Consider the following 18,683-nt stretch of genomic DNA (forward strand, 5'->3'; position numbering starts at 1 on the left):
CAGCTAAATACTGGTCTTATCAGGGAAGATTATCAACCGCTATCTGAAAAAGAGTCGCGGTTGATAAAGGATCTGCGGGAAACTGCACATTACCGGATTGCGCGCCACCACTGGCGGAACTTCTTGTAACGCCATGTCAATAGCCCCGCTGCCAGCAGGGCATATATAACGGGCTGCGGCGAGACGATCTTCACTGACCACAGGTAGTGTATCGGCGCGAGGATCGCCACCAGATAGACGAAGTTGTGTAAAAGTTGCCAGCGACGCCCCAGTTTTCGCTGCATCGCTTGCGTGGAGGTCACCGCCAGCGCCAGCAGAATCGCCCAGCTGATCATGCCCAATGTCAGATAGGGGCGGGTGATAATCTCCGAGCCCAGCAGAGCCAGATTGTTAATGCCCAGCTCCAGTAGGGTATAGCTGGTCAGGTGCAGCGTCGCCCAGGCAAAACACCATAAACCTAACAGCCGACGAACGCGAATCAATAATGGCTGCTTCGCATAGCGCGCCAGCGGAGAGACCAGCAGCGTCGCCAGCAGAAACTTAAGCGCCATTCTGCCGGTAAAGTGCTGGATATCCTTGGCTGGATCGGCGCTAAAGTAGCCCTGGTGCCCGGCCCAGAATAACCAGACCAGCGGCAAAAACCCCGCAAGGTGAAGTAAAACCTTCAGCCAGACGATCTGTTTGACGGTGAAACGCACTAGAAGTTCTCCCGCAGATTCATGCCGCGATACAGCGACGCCACTTCGTCGGCATAGCCATTAAACAGCAACGTCGGTTGACGCTTCACATCGAGCACGCCGCCGGCGCCGATAAACCGCTCGCTAGCCTGCGACCAGCGGGGGTGATCGACGTGCGGATTGACGTTAGCGAAGAAGCCGTATTCGTCCGGCGCCGCCAGGTTCCAGGTGGTTGGCGGCCGCTCGCGGGTCAGCTCGATACTAACAATGGATTTTATGCCTTTAAAACCGTACTTCCACGGCACGGTCAGGCGGACCGGCGCGCCGTTTTGCGGCGGCAGCGCTTTGCCATACACCCCGACGGTGAGTAGCGTCAGCGGGTGCATCGCTTCATCCAGCCGTAGCCCCTCCACGTAAGGGTAAGCGAGCCCCCCGCCGATAAACCGGTCTTTCTGGCCGGGCATTTGATCCGGAGCATAGAGGGTTTTGAAGGCCACATAGCGCGCGCTGCTGGTGGGCTCCACCAGCGCCAGCAGTTTATGCAGCGGGAAGCCGACCCAGGGGACCACCATCGACCAGGCTTCCACACAGCGCATACGATAAATGCGCTCTTCCAGCGGGAAGCGTTTGGTCAGATCGTCATGGTCAAGGGTCAGAGGTTTCGCCACTTCGCCACCGATGGTGAGCGTCCAGGGATCGGTGCGCAGGCTACCCGCGTTCGCCGCCGGATCGGCTTTATCGAGGCCGAATTCATAAAAATTATTGTAACCGGCGACCTTATCTTCCGGGGTAAGCGTCAGATTAGCCTGCCACTCGGCGGGTTTAGCAAACTCCAGGGCCTTGCCCGCCGGGGCCGGCGGGCGGTCATTTCCTTTAAACCAGTCCAGCAGATCGGCCTGCGCGGCGGCGGGAAGGGAAAGCGCGGTCGCGCTGATACCCAGCATTTTCAGCACCTGGCGCCGCTTGAGCATAAAAACGGATTCGGCCGTGACGTCGGCTTCCGTCAGTTTTTTTCTTTTCATGGTGTCCTCCGTCATGCGTTTTCCTAAGCATGACGGAGACGGCGATGAATGGCGAATATGTCACGAAAAATTGCACATTAGGATGAGGAGCCGCCGCCGAAGCAGAGGCGCGGTCGTCCAGGAATCATCGGAAAGTGGCGCAAGACGTTTCCTTTGCCGCGCATGACCCGGCATCTTTAGCAGGGAAAAGGGGGCGGTAAGCTGGCCAGACGGTAAACCGGTAATAATTTGCGTCGCCGGCGCGGGTTTGCCATCCTGCGTCTAAAATTAAAGCGCTTCTGGCGCAGGCCGCAGGCGGGCGACGATTGGCAAATTTTTTCTGCAAACTATACTCGCTATCGGCATACTTTTACCGATAATACGCATTCCATTGCCAGACTCGCCATCTTTGATAGTATGCGTCGCGCTTTAAAAGGTTAATGCTTGCGGCAAGGCGCGCGCCGGCACGGGAGCCTGATGGTTCATCGGGTAGTCATTCACTCGCGGAGTTAACACAGGGATGCGATTAACGACGAAGTTCTCAGCCTTTATTACGCTGCTAACTAGCCTGACCATCTTTGTCACGCTGATTGGCGCTTCGCTGAGTTTTTATAACGGCATTGAGAACAAGGTCGAAAACCGCGTTCAGGCGGTGGCGACCATGCTGGATAACCGGCTCATCACCACCTCTTTCGATAAGCTTGAACCGCAGTTGGATGAGCTGATGACGCCGATCGAGATCGTGCATATCGATTTCATGCTCAACGGCAAACCGCTCTACAGCCATTCCCGACCCGATAGCTATCGCCCGCTCGGCAGCCATGAGCAATTCCGTGAGATCACGGTTCAGTCGCTTAAACATCCTGGTATTACGCTGCATCTGGTCTACGTTGACCCGATGGTGAACTATTTCCGTTCGCTGTCGATCACTGCCCCGCTGTCGATCTCCATTGGCTTCATGGTGGTGATTATTTTCTTCGCCGTCCGCTGGATCCGCCGCCAGCTGGCCGGCCAGGAGCTGCTGGAGGTGCGTTCCACGCGTATCCTGAGCGGCGAGCGCGGGCCGCAGGTGCGCGGGTCGGTCTATGAATGGCCGGCCAGCACCAGTAGCGCGCTGGATATGCTGCTGTCGGAGCTGCAGTTCGCCAGCGATCAGCGCAGCCGGATGGATACGCTTATTCGCTCCTACGCGGCGCAGGATTCGAAAACCGGACTGAATAACCGCCTGTTTTTTGACAATCAGCTGGCCACGCTGCTGGAAGACCAGGAGAAGGTGGGAGCCTACGGCATCGTGATGATGATCCGTCTGCCGGAGTTTGATCTGCTACGGGACAACTGGGGACGGGCGGCGGCCGAAGAACATTACTTTACGCTTATCAACCTGCTCTCTACCTTTATTATGCGTTACCCCGGCGCGCTGTTGGCGCGCTATCACCGTAGCGACTTCGCCGTGCTGCTGCCGCACCGTACGTTGAAAGAGGCGGATAGTATCGCCGGCCTGTTGCTGAAGGCGATGGATGCGCTGCCTCCAACGCGTATCCTCGATCGCGACGATATGATGCATATCGGCATCTGTTCTTTCCGCAGCGGGCAATCGGCGGCGCAGGTGATGGAACATGCGGAAGCGGCGACGCGCAACGCGGTGCTGCAGGGCAGCAACAGCTGGTCGGTCTATGATGACACCCTTCCGGAGAAAGGTCGCGGCAACGTTCGCTGGCGAACGCTGATCGAACAGATGCTGAGCCGCGGCGGGCCGCGGTTGTACCAAAAACCAGCTGTCACCCGCGACGGGCGGGTACATCATCGTGAACTGATGTCGCGGATGTACGACGGTAAAGAAGAGGTGATTGCAGCGGAATACATGCCGATGGTGCTGCAGTTTGGCCTGGCGGAGGAGTATGACCGCCTGCAGGTAACGCGCCTGCTGCCGTTTTTAGGCTTCTGGCCCGAGGAGAATCTGGCGCTCCAGCTGTCGGTGGAGTCGCTGATCCGTCCGCGTTTCCAGCGCTGGCTGCGCGATGCCTTGATGCAGTGTGAAAAATCGCAGCGTCAGCGGATTATTTTTGAACTTGCAGAGGCAGATGTTTGTCAATATATCGGCCGTCTGCAGCCGGTTATGCGATTGGTTAACGCTCTGGGCGTTCGGGTGGCAGTGGTTCAGGCGGGGTTAACCCTGGTTGGAACCAGCTGGATCAAGCAGCTGGATGCGGAGCTGATCAAACTGCATCCGGGTCTGGCGCGCAACATCGAAAAGCGCAGCGAGAACCAACTGCTGGTGCAAAGCCTGGTGGAAGCCTGTAAAGGCATGCCTATGCAAGTTTTTGCGACGGGCGTACGCAGCCGCAGCGAGTGGTTGGTACTGTCCCAATGCGGTGTCACGGGCGGGCAGGGGGAATTTTTTGCCGCCTCACAGCCACTTGACACAAATGTGAAAAAATATTCGCAAAGATACTCGGTTTGATCTGCCGTTTAGCGTGATTTCACGTAGAATAACGCGCGCCATCGTGAAGGGGGTGTGCTTGTCTACCTGCCGGATCATCGCAATGTAAATGCCAGTGACCCTCCTTTGACAGGTTACAAATTCAGGCGTGGAGCGCTGCTGAAGATTTCAGCAATGAACGGAGTCGGGAAAATTTGTAACAAAGGAAATGAACTGCACTAATTTTCACCGCAGCAGGTGATTTTTGCGCCTTGTCGCTGCTGCGTGTGGTTGGTAAAGTAAGCGGATTTTGTTTTCCGCCCCAGCTTTCAGGATTATCCCTTAGTATGTTAAAAAAATTTCGTGGCATGTTTTCCAATGACCTGTCCATTGACCTGGGTACCGCGAATACCCTTATTTACGTAAAAGGACAAGGCATCGTATTGAATGAGCCTTCCGTGGTGGCCATTCGTCAGGATCGTGCCGGATCGCCGAAAAGCGTCGCCGCCGTGGGTCATGAAGCGAAGCAGATGCTCGGCCGTACCCCGGGTAATATCGCGGCGATTCGCCCGATGAAGGACGGCGTTATCGCTGACTTCTTCGTGACGGAAAAGATGCTGCAGCACTTTATCAAACAAGTGCACAGCAACAGCTTTATGCGCCCGAGCCCGCGCGTGCTGGTGTGTGTACCGGTTGGCGCAACCCAGGTCGAACGTCGCGCTATTCGTGAATCCGCGCAGGGCGCAGGCGCCCGTGAAGTCTTCCTGATCGAAGAGCCGATGGCGGCAGCGATTGGCGCAGGCTTACCGGTTTCTGAAGCGACCGGCTCCATGGTGGTGGATATCGGTGGCGGTACCACTGAGGTGGCGGTTATCTCCCTGAACGGCGTGGTCTATTCCTCTTCTGTACGTATCGGCGGTGACCGCTTCGACGAAGCCGTTATCAATTACGTGCGTCGTAACTACGGCTCCCTGATCGGTGAAGCGACCGCTGAACGTATCAAGCATGAAATCGGTTCGGCTTACCCGGGCGATGAAGTGCGCGAAATTGAAGTGCGCGGTCGTAACCTGGCGGAAGGCGTGCCACGCGGCTTCACCCTGAACTCAAACGAAATTCTTGAAGCGCTGCAGGAGCCTCTGACCGGCATCGTGAGTGCGGTCATGGTTGCCCTTGAGCAGTGCCCGCCGGAACTGGCGTCTGATATCTCTGAACGCGGGATGGTTCTCACCGGCGGTGGTGCGCTGCTGCGCAACCTGGACCGTCTGTTAATGGAAGAAACCGGTATTCCAGTCGTGGTTGCTGAAGATCCGCTGACCTGCGTAGCGCGTGGCGGCGGCAAGGCGCTGGAGATGATCGACATGCACGGCGGCGACCTGTTTAGCGAAGAGTAGTCAGCCTGAAGGTCCGGGGCGGCATACGAGCTGCCCCTGGTCTTTACTGACACGAGAATACGCATAGCCTATGAAGCCAATTTTTAGCCGTGGCCCCTCGCTACAGATTCGCCTTATTCTGGCGGTGCTGGTGGCGCTTGGCGTGATTATCGCCGACAGCCGCCTGGGTACGTTCAGTCAAATCAGAACGTACATGGATACAGCCGTCAGCCCTTTCTACTTTGTCTCTAATGGTCCCCGGGAACTGCTCGACAGCGTATCGCAGACGCTAGCTACCCGCGACCAGCTCGAACTGGAAAACCGCGCGCTGCGCCAGGAGCTGTTGCTGAAAAACAGCGATCTGCTGATGCTGGGCCAGTACAAGCAGGAGAACGCGCGCCTGCGTGAACTGCTTGGCTCGCCGCTGCGCCAGGACGAGCAAAAAATGGTGACGCAGGTCATCTCAACGGTCAACGACCCTTACAGCGATCAGGTGGTTATTGACAAAGGCAGCGTGAACGGCGTCTATGAAGGCCAGCCGGTTATCAGCGATAAAGGCGTCGTGGGGCAGGTCGTGGCCGTGGCGAAAATGACCAGCCGGGTGCTGCTGATCTGCGATGCCACTCATGCGCTGCCGATCCAGGTTCTGCGTAACGACATTCGCGTCATTGCCGCCGGTAACGGCTGCACGGACGATCTCCAGCTTGAGCATCTGCCGGCGAATACCGATATTCGCGTCGGCGACGTGCTGGTGACCTCCGGTCTCGGCGGTCGTTTCCCTGAAGGGTATCCGGTTGGGGTAGTCTCCTCGGTGAAACTGGACACCCAGCGCGCCTATACCGTGATTCAGGCGCGTCCGACGGCCGGGCTGCAGCGCTTGCGCTATCTGTTGCTGCTGTGGGGCGCCGATCGTAATGGCGCTAACCCGATGACCCCGGAAGAGGTTCATCGGGTGGCTAACGAACGTCTGATGCAGATGATGCCGCAGGTACTGCCTGCGCCGGATGCGATGGGGCCGCAGATGCCGGCGCCCGCCACCGGGTTGACGCCGCCTCAGCCGTCGCAGCCTGCAGGGGGGCAATAGTGGCAAGTTACCGTAGCCAGGGACGCTGGGTTATCTGGCTCTCGTTTCTTATCGCGCTATTGCTGCAAATTATGCCCTGGCCGGCGGACATCAGCGTTTTCCGGCCCAACTGGGTATTATTGATCCTGCTGTACTGGATCCTCGCGTTGCCGCACCGGGTAAACGTGGGGACGGGTTTCGTGATGGGGGCTATTCTTGATCTCATCAGCGGTTCAACGCTCGGCGTTCGCGCGCTGTCTTTAAGCATCGTCGCCTATCTGGTCGCGCTGAAGTATCAGCTGTTCCGTAACCTGGCGCTGTGGCAGCAGGCGCTGGTGGTAATGCTGTTATCCCTGGCCGTGGATATCATTGTTTTCTGGGCAGAGTTTTTAGTGATCAACGTCTCTTTCCGTCCGGAAGTATTCTGGAGTAGTGTAGTAAACGGCATCCTCTGGCCATGGCTCTTCCTGCTGATGCGTAAAGTGCGTCAGCAATTTGCAGTGCAATAAGGTTGATATGACAACTCTGTATCTCGCTTCTGGTTCCCCGCGTCGGCAGGAACTGCTGACTCAGCTTGGTCTCGCTTTCGAGCGTCTGGTTCCTGGTATTGAGGAGCAGCGCCATCCGCAGGAGAGCGCCCAGCACTATGTCGTCCGCCTGGCGCGCGAAAAAGCGCAGGCCGGGGTGGCGATGGCCACCCGCGATTTGCCGGTGCTGGGAGCGGATACGATTGTCATTTTGAACGGCGAAGTGCTGGAAAAACCGCGCGACGCCGAACACGCTGCAGCGATGCTGCGTTTGCTTTCCGGCCACACCCATCAGGTCATGACCGCGGTGGCGCTGGCGGATAAGCAGCAAACGCTGGACTGTCTGGTGGTCACGGAAGTGACCTTCCGGCGGCTCAGCGAGCAGGATATCGCCGATTATGTGGCCAGCGGCGAGCCTTTAGATAAAGCAGGTGCATACGGTATTCAAGGGTTGGGTGGTTGCTTCGTCAGGAAGATTAATGGCAGCTATCACGCCGTAGTCGGCTTACCGCTGGTGGAAACGTATGAGTTGCTCAGTAACTTTAACTCACTGCGTAAAGGAAAGGGATAAAGATGACGGCTGAATTATTAGTTAACGTAACGCCATCCGAAACGCGCGTTGCGTATATTGATGGCGGTATTCTGCAGGAAATCCATATTGAGCGTGAAGCGCGACGCGGAATAGTAGGCAATATCTACAAAGGTCGTGTTAGCCGAGTGCTGCCGGGAATGCAGGCGGCTTTTGTAGATATTGGTCTGGATAAGGCGGCGTTCCTTCACGCCTCCGATATCATGCCGCATACCGAGTGCGTCGCCGGTGAGGAGCAAAAGCAGTTTACCGTGCGCGATATTTCGGAGCTGGTGCGCCAGGGCCAGGACCTGATGGTCCAGGTGGTTAAAGATCCGCTGGGTACCAAAGGCGCGCGTCTGACCACCGATATTACCCTGCCTTCCCGCTATCTGGTCTTTATGCCAGGCGCCTCCCACGTGGGGGTCTCTCAGCGGATTGAAAGCGAAGCCGAGCGCGAGCGCCTAAAAAAGGTCGTCGCAGAATATTGCGATGAGCAGGGCGGGTTTATCATTCGCACCGCTGCGGAAGGCGTTCACGAGCAGGAGATGGCCGCCGATGCCGCTTATCTTAAGCGCGTATGGACCAAGGTGATGGAGCGCAAAAAGCGCAACCAGACCCGCTATCAGCTGTATGGCGAGCTGGCTCTGGCCCAGCGCGTGCTGCGTGATTTTGCCGATGCGCAACTGGATCGCATTCGCGTCGACTCGCGCCTGACCTATGAGGCGTTGCTCGAATTCACCGCCGAATATATCCCGGAAATGACCAGCAAGCTGGAACACTACAGCGGCCGTCAGCCGATATTCGATCTCTTTGACGTTGAGAACGAAATTCAGCGCGCGCTGGAGCGTAAAGTCGAGCTCAAATCGGGGGGCTATCTGATCATCGACCAGACCGAGGCGATGACCACCATCGATATCAACACCGGGGCCTTTGTCGGGCACCGCAATCTTGACGATACGATCTTCAATACCAACATCGAAGCCACCCAGGCGATAGCCCGCCAGCTACGTTTGCGTAATCTCGGCGGCATTATCATCATTGATTTCATAGACATGAACAATGAAGATCACCGTCGACGGGTGTTGCACTCTTTAGAGCAGGCGCTGAGTAAAGATCGGGTGAAGACCAGCATTAACGGCTTCTCCCAGCTGGGCCTGGTGGAGATGACCCGTAAACGCACCCGTGAAAGCGTGGAGCATGTGCTGTGCAACGAGTGCCCAACCTGCCACGGACGTGGAACGGTAAAGTCGGTGGAAACGGTGTGCTATGAGATTATGCGTGAGATCGTCCGCGTACATCATGCTTATGATTCCGATCGCTTCCTGGTCTATGCTTCCCCTGCGGTGGCGGAAACCCTGAAAGGGGAAGAGTCGCATGCGCTGGCGGAAGTGGAAATCTTTGTCGGCAAACAGGTGAAGGTACAAATTGAGCCGCTCTATAATCAAGAGCAGTTCGATGTTGTTATGATGTAAGACACTGCGTCATTGTGCGGCTGACAAGGAGAGAGGCGTGAGGCGACTGCCCGGGATTTTATTGCTCACCGTGGCAACATTGATTGTTATCGTCGCGCTGCTGGTGAGTGGCTTGCGTCTCGTGTTGCCACAGCTCGACGCCTGGCGTCCGCAGCTGCTGGAGAAGATCTCCACCCTCACCGGTACGCCGGTGGACGCCTCGCAGATCACCGCCAGCTGGCAGACTTTTGGTCCGACGTTAGACGCCCGCGATATCCATGTCGGGCTGAAAGATGGCGGCACAATGGCGGTCAAGCGCGTAACCCTGGCGCTGGATGTCTGGCAGAGCCTGCTGCATATGCGCTGGCAGTTCCGCGACCTCACCTTCTGGCAGCTGCAGGTCCATACCAATACCCCTATTCAGACCAATGACGGTGGCGAAAGCCTGAAAACCGACCGCATCAGCGATCTCTTTTTACGTCAGTTCGATCACTTTACTCTGCGCGACAGCCATCTGAGCTTCCTGACCCTTTCCGGTCAGCGGGCGGAGCTGGCGGTTCCGCAGCTGACATGGCTTAACGGCAGGAACCGTCATCGCGCCGAGGGGCAGCTCAGCCTCTCCAGCCTCACCGGCCAGCATGGCGTCATGCAGGTGCGGATGGATCTTCGCGATGAGGATGGCCTGCTGAATAAAGGCCGGGTCTGGCTACAGGCGGATGATATCGACGTCAAACCGTGGCTGGGACGCTGGATGCAGGACAATATCGCCCTGAAAAGCGCCCGCTTCAGCCTCGAAGGCTGGATGACCATTGAAAAAGGCGATGTGGCCAGCGGCGACGTATGGCTGAAAAAAGGGGGCGCCAGCTGGCAGGGCGATAACGAAGTCCATCATTTGTCGGTGGATAACCTGACGGCGCATCTCTCCCATGATAAGCAAAGCTGGGCCTTTTATATTCCCGATACGCGGATCGCTATCGATGATAAACCCTGGCCAAGCGGAGCCCTGGCGATGGCGTGGATCCCGGCGCAGGACGTTGGTGGCGACGATCGTCAGCGTAGCGATGAGTTACGTATTCGCGCCAGCAATTTGGCCCTCAGCGGCCTGAGCGGGTTACAGCCGTTTGCTGATAAGCTGGCGCCTTCTCTGGGCGAACTCTGGCGTACCACGCAGCCTGGCGGCAAAATCAATTTGCTGGCTCTCGATATCCCCCTGCAGGCGACGGAGAAAACGCGTTTTCAGGCGCAGTGGAGCGATCTGGCGTGGAAGCAGTGGAAACTCCTGCCTGGGGCAGAGCACTTCTCCGGCAGTCTGAATGGCAGCGTTGAGCACGGGGAATTACGCGCTCATATGGCGAAGGCGCTGATGCCGTATGCCGGCGTCTTCCGCGCGCCGCTGGAGATAGCCGCTGGCGAAGCCACGCTCAGTTGGGTGAAAAACGACAAAGGGTTTATGCTTGATGGCCGCGATATAGACGTGCAGGCGACAGGCGTACGCGCCCGCGGCGGCTTCCGCTATCTGCAACCGCAGGGGGACGATCCCTGGCTGGGTATTCTGGCGGGCATCAGCACCAATGACGGTGGCCAGGCATGGCGTTATTTCCCGGAAAATCTGATGGGCAAAGCGCTGGTGGACTATCTCAGCGGCGCGATTAAAGCAGGGCAAGCCAGCGATGCGACGCTGGTGTATGGCGGCAATCCGCATCTATTCCCTTATCCGCATAATGAAGGCCAGTTCCAGGTTTATGTTCCGCTGAAGAACGCCACTTTTGCCTTCCAACCGGACTGGCCGGCGTTAACCGGGCTGAACATCGACCTCAATTTTATCAACAACGGCCTGTGGATGCGGGCGGATAAAGCGATGCTTGGCAACGTGACCGCCAGCAATCTCGATGCCGCGATCCCGGACTATGCGCAGGAAAAACTGCTGATTGATGCCGATATCAAAGGCCCGGGAAAAGAGGTTGGACCTTACTTTAATACTACGCCGCTGAAAGAGTCGCTCGGGGCGGCGCTGGATTCCCTGCAGCTGGATGGGGATGTGAGCGCTCGCTTACATCTGAATATCCCCCTCGACGGCGAGATGACCACCGCGAAAGGCGATGTGCGCCTGCAGAATAATAGCCTGTTTATCAAACCGTTAGATACTACGCTGCAGAACCTGAGCGGTAATTTCAGCTTTGTGAATGGCGATCTCAATAGTCAAACGTTGAGCGCGACCTGGTTTAATCAGCCGCTGAACCTCAATTTTTCCACCCGCGAAGGTGAAAAAGCGTTTCTGGTGGATGTCGGGATGAATGCCAACTGGCAGCCGTCGCGCACCGGGCTGCTGCCGAAAGCCATGAGTGAGGCGTTGAGCGGTAGCGTCCCGTGGGATGGCAAGGTCGCTATCGAACTGCCGTACCATGGCAATGCCAGCTATAAGGTCGATATCAACGGCGATCTGAAGAATGTGAGCAGTCGCTTACCTTCGCCAGTCAGTAAGCCCGCCGGCGAACCCCTTCCGGTCAAAATTAACGTCGCCGGCGGCCTTAGCAGCTTCGACCTGACCGGCTCCATCGGGGCGAAGAATCATATTAACAGCCGCTGGTTGCTCAATCATAAGCTGACGCTGGATAGAGCGATCCTTACCACTGACAGCAAAGGGTACTCTCCGCTGCCCGATCAGCCCGGTATCGAGCTCAACCTGCCGCCGATGGATGGCGCGCAGTGGCTGGCGCTCTTCGAGAACGGCGCGGCAAATGAAGTGAGCAGCAGCGTGCTCTTTCCACCGCGCATTGTGCTGCGTACGCCGTCGCTGGCCCTCGCGGGGCAACAGTGGAACAACGTCAGTCTGATGTCCCAGCCGGTCGCCGGCGGCTCGCAGGTTGAGGCGCAGGGGCGTGAGATCAATGCCACATTGACGATGCGCGACAATGCTCCGTGGCTGGCAAATGTGCGTTATCTCTATTTCAATCCGGCCAGCGCCAGCGGCCAGAACGCAACAGAGAATGTGGCCCCCCAGACGGCGACGCGGCTGGATTTCCATGGCTGGCCCGATCTGCAGCTACGCTGCGCGGAATGCTGGCTGTGGGGACAAAAATATGGCCGCATCGATGGGGATGTGGCGATCAAAGGGGATACCTTAACGCTCTCCAACGGCCTGGTGGATACCGGGTTTGGCCGGCTGACGACCAACGGCGTGTGGGTGAACGCCCCTTCAGGGGTTCGAACCTCGCTGAAAGGCAGACTGCACGGCAATAAGACGGATGCATTTGCGGATTTCTTTGGCGTCTCCACGCCGGTGAAGGATTCGCCGTTTGATATCGACTACGATCTGCACTGGCGCGCGCCGCCCTGGTCACCCGATGTCGCGTCGCTCAATGGCATCATTAAAAGCCACCTGGGCAAGGGGCAGTTTACCGACCTGAGTACCGGGCACGCTGGCCAGCTGCTGCGTCTGCTGAGTGTGGATGCCCTGCTGCGTAAACTGCGTTTCGATTTCAGCGATACCTTCAGCGAAGGCTTTTACTTCGATTCGATTAACAGTACGGCATGGATTAAGGATGGCGTACTGCATACCGATGATACGCTGGTAGATGGCCTTGAAGCGGATATTGCTATGAAAGGGTCGGTCGATCTGGTGCGTCGCCAGCTGGATCTGCAGGCGGTGGTGGCGCCGGAGATCTCCGCGACCGTCGGCGTGGCGGCGGCCTTTGCCGTCAACCCCATCGTCGGCGCAGCGGTATTTGCCGCCAGCAAAGTGCTGGGTCCGCTGTGGAATAAAGTTTCGATTCTGCGCTATCGCATCACTGGCCCGATTGACCAGCCGCAGATCAATGAAGTGCTGCGCCAGGCGCGCAGCAATAAAAAGCAATGATTTGACGATTGCCGGGAATTGCCGCAATCTCAATAGATAGCCTTCTGTATTTCCGCCTGTCAGGCGGCAACAAACGAGTAGCATAACGATGAGTCTGAACCTGGTAAGTGAACAATTACTGTCGGCAAATGGCCTGAATCATCAGGACCTGTTTGCCATTCTTGGTCAACTGACCGAGCGCCGCCTCGATTACGGCGATCTCTATTTTCAGTCGAGCTATCACGAATCCTGGGTTCTGGAAGACAGCATCATTAAAGATGGGTCGTACAATATCGACCAGGGCGTAGGCGTGCGCGCCGTCAGCGGCGAAAAAACGGGCTTTGCCTACGCCGATCAGATCAGCAAACTGGCGCTGGAGCAGAGCGCCCAGGCGGCGCGGACCATTGTGCGCGACACCGGCAATGGCAAAGTGCAGACCCTCGGCGCTGTAGAGCATCGTGCCCTGTACACCAGCATCGACCCGCTGCAGAGTATGACCCGGGAAGAGAAGCTGGATATTCTGCGCCGGGTAGACAAAGTCGCCCGGGCGGCGGACCAGCGGGTGCAGGAGGTTTCAGCCAGCCTGAGCGGGGTGTATGAGCTGATCCTGGTCGCCGCCACCGATGGCACTCTGGCCGCCGACGTTCGTCCGCTGGTTCGTCTTTCCGTCAGCGTGCTGGTGGAAGAGGATGGCAAGCGTGAGCGCGGCAGCAGCGGTGGTGGCGGGCGTTTTGGTTATGACTATTTCCTCGCCTCCCAGGAGGGCGACGTGCGGGCCGATGCCTGGGCGAAAGAAGCGGTGCGCATGGCGCTGGTCAACCTCTCGGCGGTCGCCGCCCCTGCGGGGATGCTGCCGGTGGTGCTCGGCGCCGGCTGGCCTGGCGTCCTGCTGCATGAAGCGGTCGGCCATGGGCTGGAAGGCGATTTCAACCGGCGTGGCACCTCGGTCTTTAGCGGCCATATGGGGGAATTAGTCGCTTCTGAGCTGTGCACCGTAGTGGATGACGGCACCATCGCCGATCGCCGTGGCTCGGTGGCCATTGATGACGAAGGGACGCCGGGGCAATACAACGTGCTAATCGAAAACGGCATTCTGAAAGGCTATATGCAGGATAAACTCAACGCGCGCCTGATGGGCGTCGCACCGACCGGCAATGGCCGACGTGAGTCGTATGCCCATCTGCCGATGCCGCGTATGACCAACACCTATATGCTGGCGGGCCAGTCGACGCCACAGGAGATTATCGAATCGGTCGACTACGGTATCTTTGCGCCTAACTTCGGCGGCGGGCAGGTGGATATCACCTCCGGTAAATTCGTCTTTTCCACTTCCGAGGCCTATCTGATCGAAAAAGGGAAGGTCACGAAGGCGGTGAAAGGGGCCACGCTGATTGGCTCCGGCATTGAGACCATGCAGCAGATTTCGATGGTGGGCAACGACCTGCGCCTGGATAACGGCGTCGGCGTCTGTGGCAAAGAGGGCCAGAGCGTGCCGGTGGGCGTCGGCCAGCCGACCCTGAAGGTCGATAACCTTACCGTCGGCGGCACCGCCTGATCCTGACCTGGTTCCCGGCGCTGCCGGGAACCGCTTCACCGGGCGATCCCGCGCCCGTGCATGCCCTGATAGATCTTCGCCACGTCGACAAAATACTCCGTCAGATAGTTGATACAGACCTGCACTTTCAGCGGCAGTTTATCCTTTTCCGTATACAGGGCGTAGACCGGTCGCGGATCGGACTGATAGCTGGGCAGCAGGATCTCAAGCTCACCGCGGTTGATCTCTTCGATCGCCCACATTAACGGTACATAGGCGATACCCACCCCGGCGGTCAGCCAGCGCACCAGCGTCATAGGGTCGTTGGTCACGAAGCGCCCCTGCGGGGTCAGGCGGGTCGAGATCCCTTCCGGCGCGATAATGACAAACTCATTGTCCGGCCGCACGCTATATTCCAGCCAGGCATGTCCGGCAAGGTCGGCCGGTTTCTCTGGATTGCCAGCCTGCGCCAGATAGCTTTTAGCGGCGCATAATACCATCGGCATTGAGCCCAGGCGGCGGGAAAAAAGGCTGGAATCCTGCAGGGCGCCCACGCGGATCACCACGTCAAGGCCGTCGGCGATCAGGTCTGGCGCAGGTATGCCGGTGACCAGATTAACAGAGAGCCCGGGGTATTCTTTGAGCATTTTCGCCGTTATGCGCGCCAGAACATTCTGTGCCATAGTTGAAGAGCAGCCGATGCGCAGCGTCCCGATGGGGGTATTGTTAAATGCGTATAATTGCTCATGGACATCCTGCGCTTCAAACAGCATCCTACGGCAGCCCTGGTAATAGATTTTACCTGCTTCAGTTAAGCCAAGGCTGCGGGTGCTGCGGTTGAGCAGCTTTACCTGCAGCTCATCTTCCAGTTTGGCGACGGTCTGACTGATCGAGGAAACGCTCATCTGAAGCTGGCGGGCCGCTGCGGTGAATGAACCTAATTCGACCACTTTGGCGAAAACGGACATGCGTTTTAATCGTTCCATTATTCACTCTGGCTTAAAAGTGATTTAGATCACACATTGTAGATAATGCGGCAATCGTTACGTTAATATATTGTTAGCTACATAATAAACGCATTTGCTCACTACCTGTACGCTTCTTATTCAAGGTCATCATGAGTCTGTTTCCTGTCATCGTGATTTTCGGTTTATCGTTTCCGCCGATCTTCTTCGAGTTGCTTTTGTCGCTGGCTATCTTTTGGCTGGTGCACCGACTGCTGGTTCCGACCGGCATTTACGATTTTGTCTGGCACCCAGCACTGTTTAATACGGCGCTCTATTGCTGCCTTTTTTATTTGATATCGCGCTTGTTCGTTTGAGGTTGATGTGAAAACACTAACAAGAAATATCCTCCGTACTGCCATTACCGTGATACTGGTCATTCTGGCCTTCGTGGCGATTTTCCGCGCCTGGGTTTATTACACCGCCTCGCCGTGGACGCGTGATGCGCGCTTTAGCGCCGACATTGTGGCGATTGCCCCCGACGTCTCCGGGCTGATTTCTCAGGTAAACGTCAAGGATAACCAACTGGTTAAGAAAGACCAGGTATTGTTCGTTATTGACCAACCTCGTTACCAAAAAGCGCTGGCGCAGGCGGAAGCTGATGTCGCCTATTATCAGACGTTAGCTCAGGAAAAACGCGTCGAAGCCGGTCGGCGTAATAAGCTTGGCGTACAGGCGATGTCGCGGGAAGAGATTGATCAGGCGAACAACGTACTGCAAACCGTTGAACATCAGCTGGCGAAAGCGGTGGCTAGTCGCGACCTGGCCAGGCTAGATCTGGAGCGGACGGTCATTCGCGCCCCTGCGGATGGCTGGGTGACTAACCTTAACGTCTACACTGGGGAATTTATCACCCGTGGCTCCACGGCGGTGGCGCTGGTGAAAGAGAATACGTTTTACGTCATGGCCTATCTGGAAGAGACCAAACTGGAGGGCGTCCGTCCAGGCTATCGTGCGGAGATTACCCCGCTGGGCAGCAGCAAAACCATTAAAGGGACGGTGGACAGTATCGCTGCGGGGGTGACCAACGCCAGCAGCAGCAGCGACTCGAAAGGGATGGCCTCGGTCGACTCCAACCTTGAGTGGGTGCGTCTGGCGCAGCGTGTGCCGGTGCGTATTCGCCTCGATCACCAGCAGGGGAATCTGTGGCCATCGGGCACCACGGCGACGGTAGTGATCACCGGTCAAGAAGATCGTGATACCAGCCAGGCCAACTTCTTCCAGAAACTGGCTATGCGCCTGCGCGAATTTGGTTAATCGCTATGGGGACATATACCATTGCTCCCCGGCATCTCCGCTTTGCCATTAAGCTTGCATGCGCGGTGGTGCTGGCGCTGTTTGTCGGTTTCCATTTTCAGCTCGAAACGCCGCGCTGGGCGGTACTGACGGCAGCGATCGTCGCCGCCGGGCCGGCCTTTGCTGCTGGCGGCGAACCGTACTCCGGCGCGATCCGCTATCGCGGTATGTTGCGTATTGCCGGGACCTTTATTGGCTGTATTGCGGCGCTGGTTATCATCATCCTGATGATCCGCGCGCCTCTGCTGATGATGCTGGTCTGCTGTCTGTGGGCCGGGTTTTGTACCTGGGTTTCGTCGCTGGTCAAGGTCGAAAACTCCTATGCCTGGGGGCTGGCCGGGTACACCGCGCTGATTATCATTATTACCATCCATACCAATCCGGTGCTGGCGCCGCAGTTTGCTGTCGAACGCTGCAGCGAAATTGTCATCGGTATTGTCAGCGCCATCGTCGCCGATCTCCTGTTTTCGCCGCGTTCGATTAAAAAAGAGATCGACCTCGAGCTCGATAATCTGCTGATTGCACAGTATAAGCTGATGCAGTTATGCGTCGCGCACGGTGAAAAAGAGGAAGTGGATCAAGCCTGGGGAGCGCTGGTACGCCGCACTACGGCGCTGGAAGGTATGCGTAGTAACCTGATTATGGAATCCTCACGCTGGGCAAAGGCCAATCAGCGCCTGAAGGCGATCAACACCCTTTCGCTAACCCTTATCACCCAGGCTTGCGAAACCTATCTGATTCAGAACTCACGCCCGGAAATGGTCACGGACGACTATCGCGAGCTGTTCGCCGAGCCGGTTGAGACGGTGCAGGATGTTCACCAGCAGCTGAAGCGCATGCGCCGCTTCCTGACCTGGAAAGGCGAGCATAATACCCCGGTCACGATTTATAGCTGGGTGGGCGCCGCCACGCGTTACCTGCTGCTTAAGCGCGGCGTGGTGGGGAATACTAAAATCAGCCGTATCGAGGATGGCGTGTTGCGCGGCGAAACGGTGGTTAAAGTGGAGTCCGCCGAACGTCATCACGCGATGGTGAACTTCTGGCGCACCTCCGTCTCCTGTATTCTCGGAACGCTATTCTGGCTGTGGACGGGCTGGACCTCAGGCAGCGGCGCGATGGTAATGATCGCCGTGGTTACCGCGCTGGCGATGCGCCTGCCGAATCCCCGAATGGTGGCGATAGACTTCCTCTATGGCACCCTGGCGGCGTTACCGTTGGGCACCTTGTACTTCCTGGTGATCATGCCGGCGACGCAGCAGAGCATGCTGTTGCTTTGCATCAGCCTGGCGGCGATGGCGTTCTTTATCGGGATCGAAGTGCAGAAAAGGCGTCTCGGATCGTTGGGGGCGCTGGCGAGCACCATCAACATTCTGGTGCTGGATAATCCGATGCAGTTCCAGTTCAGCCAGTTCCTCGATAGCGCGCTGGGGCAGATCGTCGGCTGTTTCCTCGCTCTGATGGTTATTCTTATTGTCAGGGATAACTCCCGGGCCAGAACCGGTCGGGTGCTGCTGAACCAGTTTGTCTCCGCGGCGGTCTCTTCGCTGACCACCAACTCGGCGCGTCGCAAAGAGAATCATCTGCCCGCGCTCTATCAGCAGCTGTTTTTATTACTCAATAAATTCCCAGGTGACGTCGCCCGTTTCCGTCTGGCCTTGACGTTAATCATCGCCCATCAGCGCTTGCGCGATGCGCCCGTGCCGGTGAACGACGATCTCTCCGCCTTCCATCGTCAGCTGCGACGTACCGCGGACCATGTGATCTCCGCCGGCAGCGATGATAAGCGTCGGCGCTATTTTACCCAGCTGCTGGCGGAGCTTGATGTCTATCAGGAGAAGCTGCGGGTCTGGGAGGCCTCGCCGCAGGTCACCGAGCCGGTACGGCGACTGGTTGAGATGTTGCATAAGTACCAGCATGTGCTGACCAGCAGCTAAC

15 protein-coding genes are annotated in these 18,683 nt (G+C 57.4%); 12 read left to right on the forward strand and 3 right to left on the reverse strand.

Annotated elements, in window-relative coordinates; all coding sequences use genetic code 11:
* Positions 1–89: 89 nt before the first annotated feature.
* On the reverse strand, positions 90–698 hold the full coding sequence (gene msrQ / locus AB1E37_RS02295; RefSeq protein WP_004185869.1) for a protein-methionine-sulfoxide reductase heme-binding subunit MsrQ: 609 nt from the start codon (positions 696–698) through the stop codon (positions 90–92).
* Entirely contained in the window at positions 698–1,699 is a 1,002-nt protein-coding gene (msrP, locus tag AB1E37_RS02300) for a protein-methionine-sulfoxide reductase catalytic subunit MsrP (protein WP_004211677.1), read from the reverse strand. The genes msrQ and msrP overlap by 1 nt, the downstream gene beginning before the upstream one ends.
* A 228-nt stretch (positions 1,700–1,927) precedes the next feature.
* Here msrP and AB1E37_RS02305 point away from each other — a divergent pair, with 228 nt between their 5' ends.
* The 9 genes from AB1E37_RS02305 (at position 1,928) to tldD (ending at position 14,469) form a co-directional block, all read left to right on the forward strand.
* Entirely contained in the window at positions 1,928–2,119 is a 192-nt protein-coding gene (locus tag AB1E37_RS02305; protein ID WP_004211674.1) for a hypothetical protein, read from the forward strand.
* A gap of 79 nt (positions 2,120–2,198) precedes the next feature.
* The gene (gene csrD / locus AB1E37_RS02310; protein ID WP_023288032.1) at positions 2,199–4,139 is read left to right on the forward strand and encodes an RNase E specificity factor CsrD; all 1,941 of its coding nucleotides are present in this window, start codon (positions 2,199–2,201) and stop codon (positions 4,137–4,139) included.
* Between the two features lie 305 nt (positions 4,140–4,444).
* Positions 4,445–5,488 (forward strand): rod shape-determining protein MreB, encoded by a 1,044-nt coding sequence (gene mreB / locus AB1E37_RS02315; RefSeq protein ID WP_002918653.1) that lies wholly within the window; start codon positions 4,445–4,447, stop codon positions 5,486–5,488.
* A gap of 70 nt (positions 5,489–5,558) precedes the next feature.
* Entirely contained in the window at positions 5,559–6,551 is a 993-nt protein-coding gene (gene mreC / locus AB1E37_RS02320) for a rod shape-determining protein MreC (RefSeq protein ID WP_004149974.1), read from the forward strand.
* Positions 6,551–7,039, forward strand: coding sequence for a rod shape-determining protein MreD (mreD, locus tag AB1E37_RS02325; RefSeq protein WP_002918648.1), 489 nt, complete (start codon positions 6,551–6,553; stop codon positions 7,037–7,039). Before mreC ends, mreD begins: the two co-directional genes overlap by 1 nt.
* A 7-nt stretch (positions 7,040–7,046) precedes the next feature.
* Positions 7,047–7,628, forward strand: a complete 582-nt coding sequence (locus tag AB1E37_RS02330; protein WP_032448155.1) for a nucleoside triphosphate pyrophosphatase — start codon at positions 7,047–7,049, stop codon at positions 7,626–7,628.
* A gap of 2 nt (positions 7,629–7,630) precedes the next feature.
* Positions 7,631–9,100, forward strand: coding sequence for a ribonuclease G (gene rng, locus AB1E37_RS02335; protein WP_002918644.1), 1,470 nt, complete (start codon positions 7,631–7,633; stop codon positions 9,098–9,100).
* Between the two features lie 37 nt (positions 9,101–9,137).
* The gene (yhdP, locus tag AB1E37_RS02340; RefSeq protein ID WP_032448153.1) at positions 9,138–12,935 is read left to right on the forward strand and encodes an AsmA2 domain-containing protein YhdP; all 3,798 of its coding nucleotides are present in this window, start codon (positions 9,138–9,140) and stop codon (positions 12,933–12,935) included.
* A gap of 88 nt (positions 12,936–13,023) precedes the next feature.
* Entirely contained in the window at positions 13,024–14,469 is a 1,446-nt protein-coding gene (gene tldD, locus AB1E37_RS02345) for a metalloprotease TldD (RefSeq protein ID WP_004144958.1), read from the forward strand.
* A 35-nt stretch (positions 14,470–14,504) separates the two neighbouring features.
* Here tldD and aaeR read toward each other — a convergent pair whose 3' ends face one another.
* Complete coding sequence (gene aaeR / locus AB1E37_RS02350) at positions 14,505–15,434, reverse strand: HTH-type transcriptional activator AaeR (protein ID WP_002918641.1); 930 nt, start codon at positions 15,432–15,434, stop codon at positions 14,505–14,507.
* A gap of 131 nt (positions 15,435–15,565) precedes the next feature.
* Between aaeR and aaeX the strand changes: the two genes are divergently transcribed.
* From aaeX to aaeB, 3 genes are read left to right on the forward strand one after another with little or no spacing between them, the layout of a single operon-like run.
* Positions 15,566–15,769: a p-hydroxybenzoic acid efflux pump operon protein AaeX gene (gene aaeX / locus AB1E37_RS02355; RefSeq protein WP_002918640.1), complete on the forward strand. Its 204-nt coding sequence runs from the start codon at positions 15,566–15,568 to the stop codon at positions 15,767–15,769.
* Positions 15,770–15,776: 7 nt separating this feature from the next.
* On the forward strand, positions 15,777–16,709 hold the full coding sequence (aaeA, locus tag AB1E37_RS02360; RefSeq protein WP_002918639.1) for a p-hydroxybenzoic acid efflux pump subunit AaeA: 933 nt from the start codon (positions 15,777–15,779) through the stop codon (positions 16,707–16,709).
* 5 nt (positions 16,710–16,714) lie between these two features.
* Positions 16,715–18,682, forward strand: coding sequence for a p-hydroxybenzoic acid efflux pump subunit AaeB (gene aaeB / locus AB1E37_RS02365; RefSeq protein ID WP_032448151.1), 1,968 nt, complete (start codon positions 16,715–16,717; stop codon positions 18,680–18,682).
* Position 18,683: the final 1 nt, after the last annotated feature.

The sequence above is a fragment of the Klebsiella sp. Shm-1 genome, assembly GCF_040804525.1.
Classification (GTDB): Bacteria; Pseudomonadota; Gammaproteobacteria; order Enterobacterales; family Enterobacteriaceae; genus Klebsiella; species Klebsiella pneumoniae.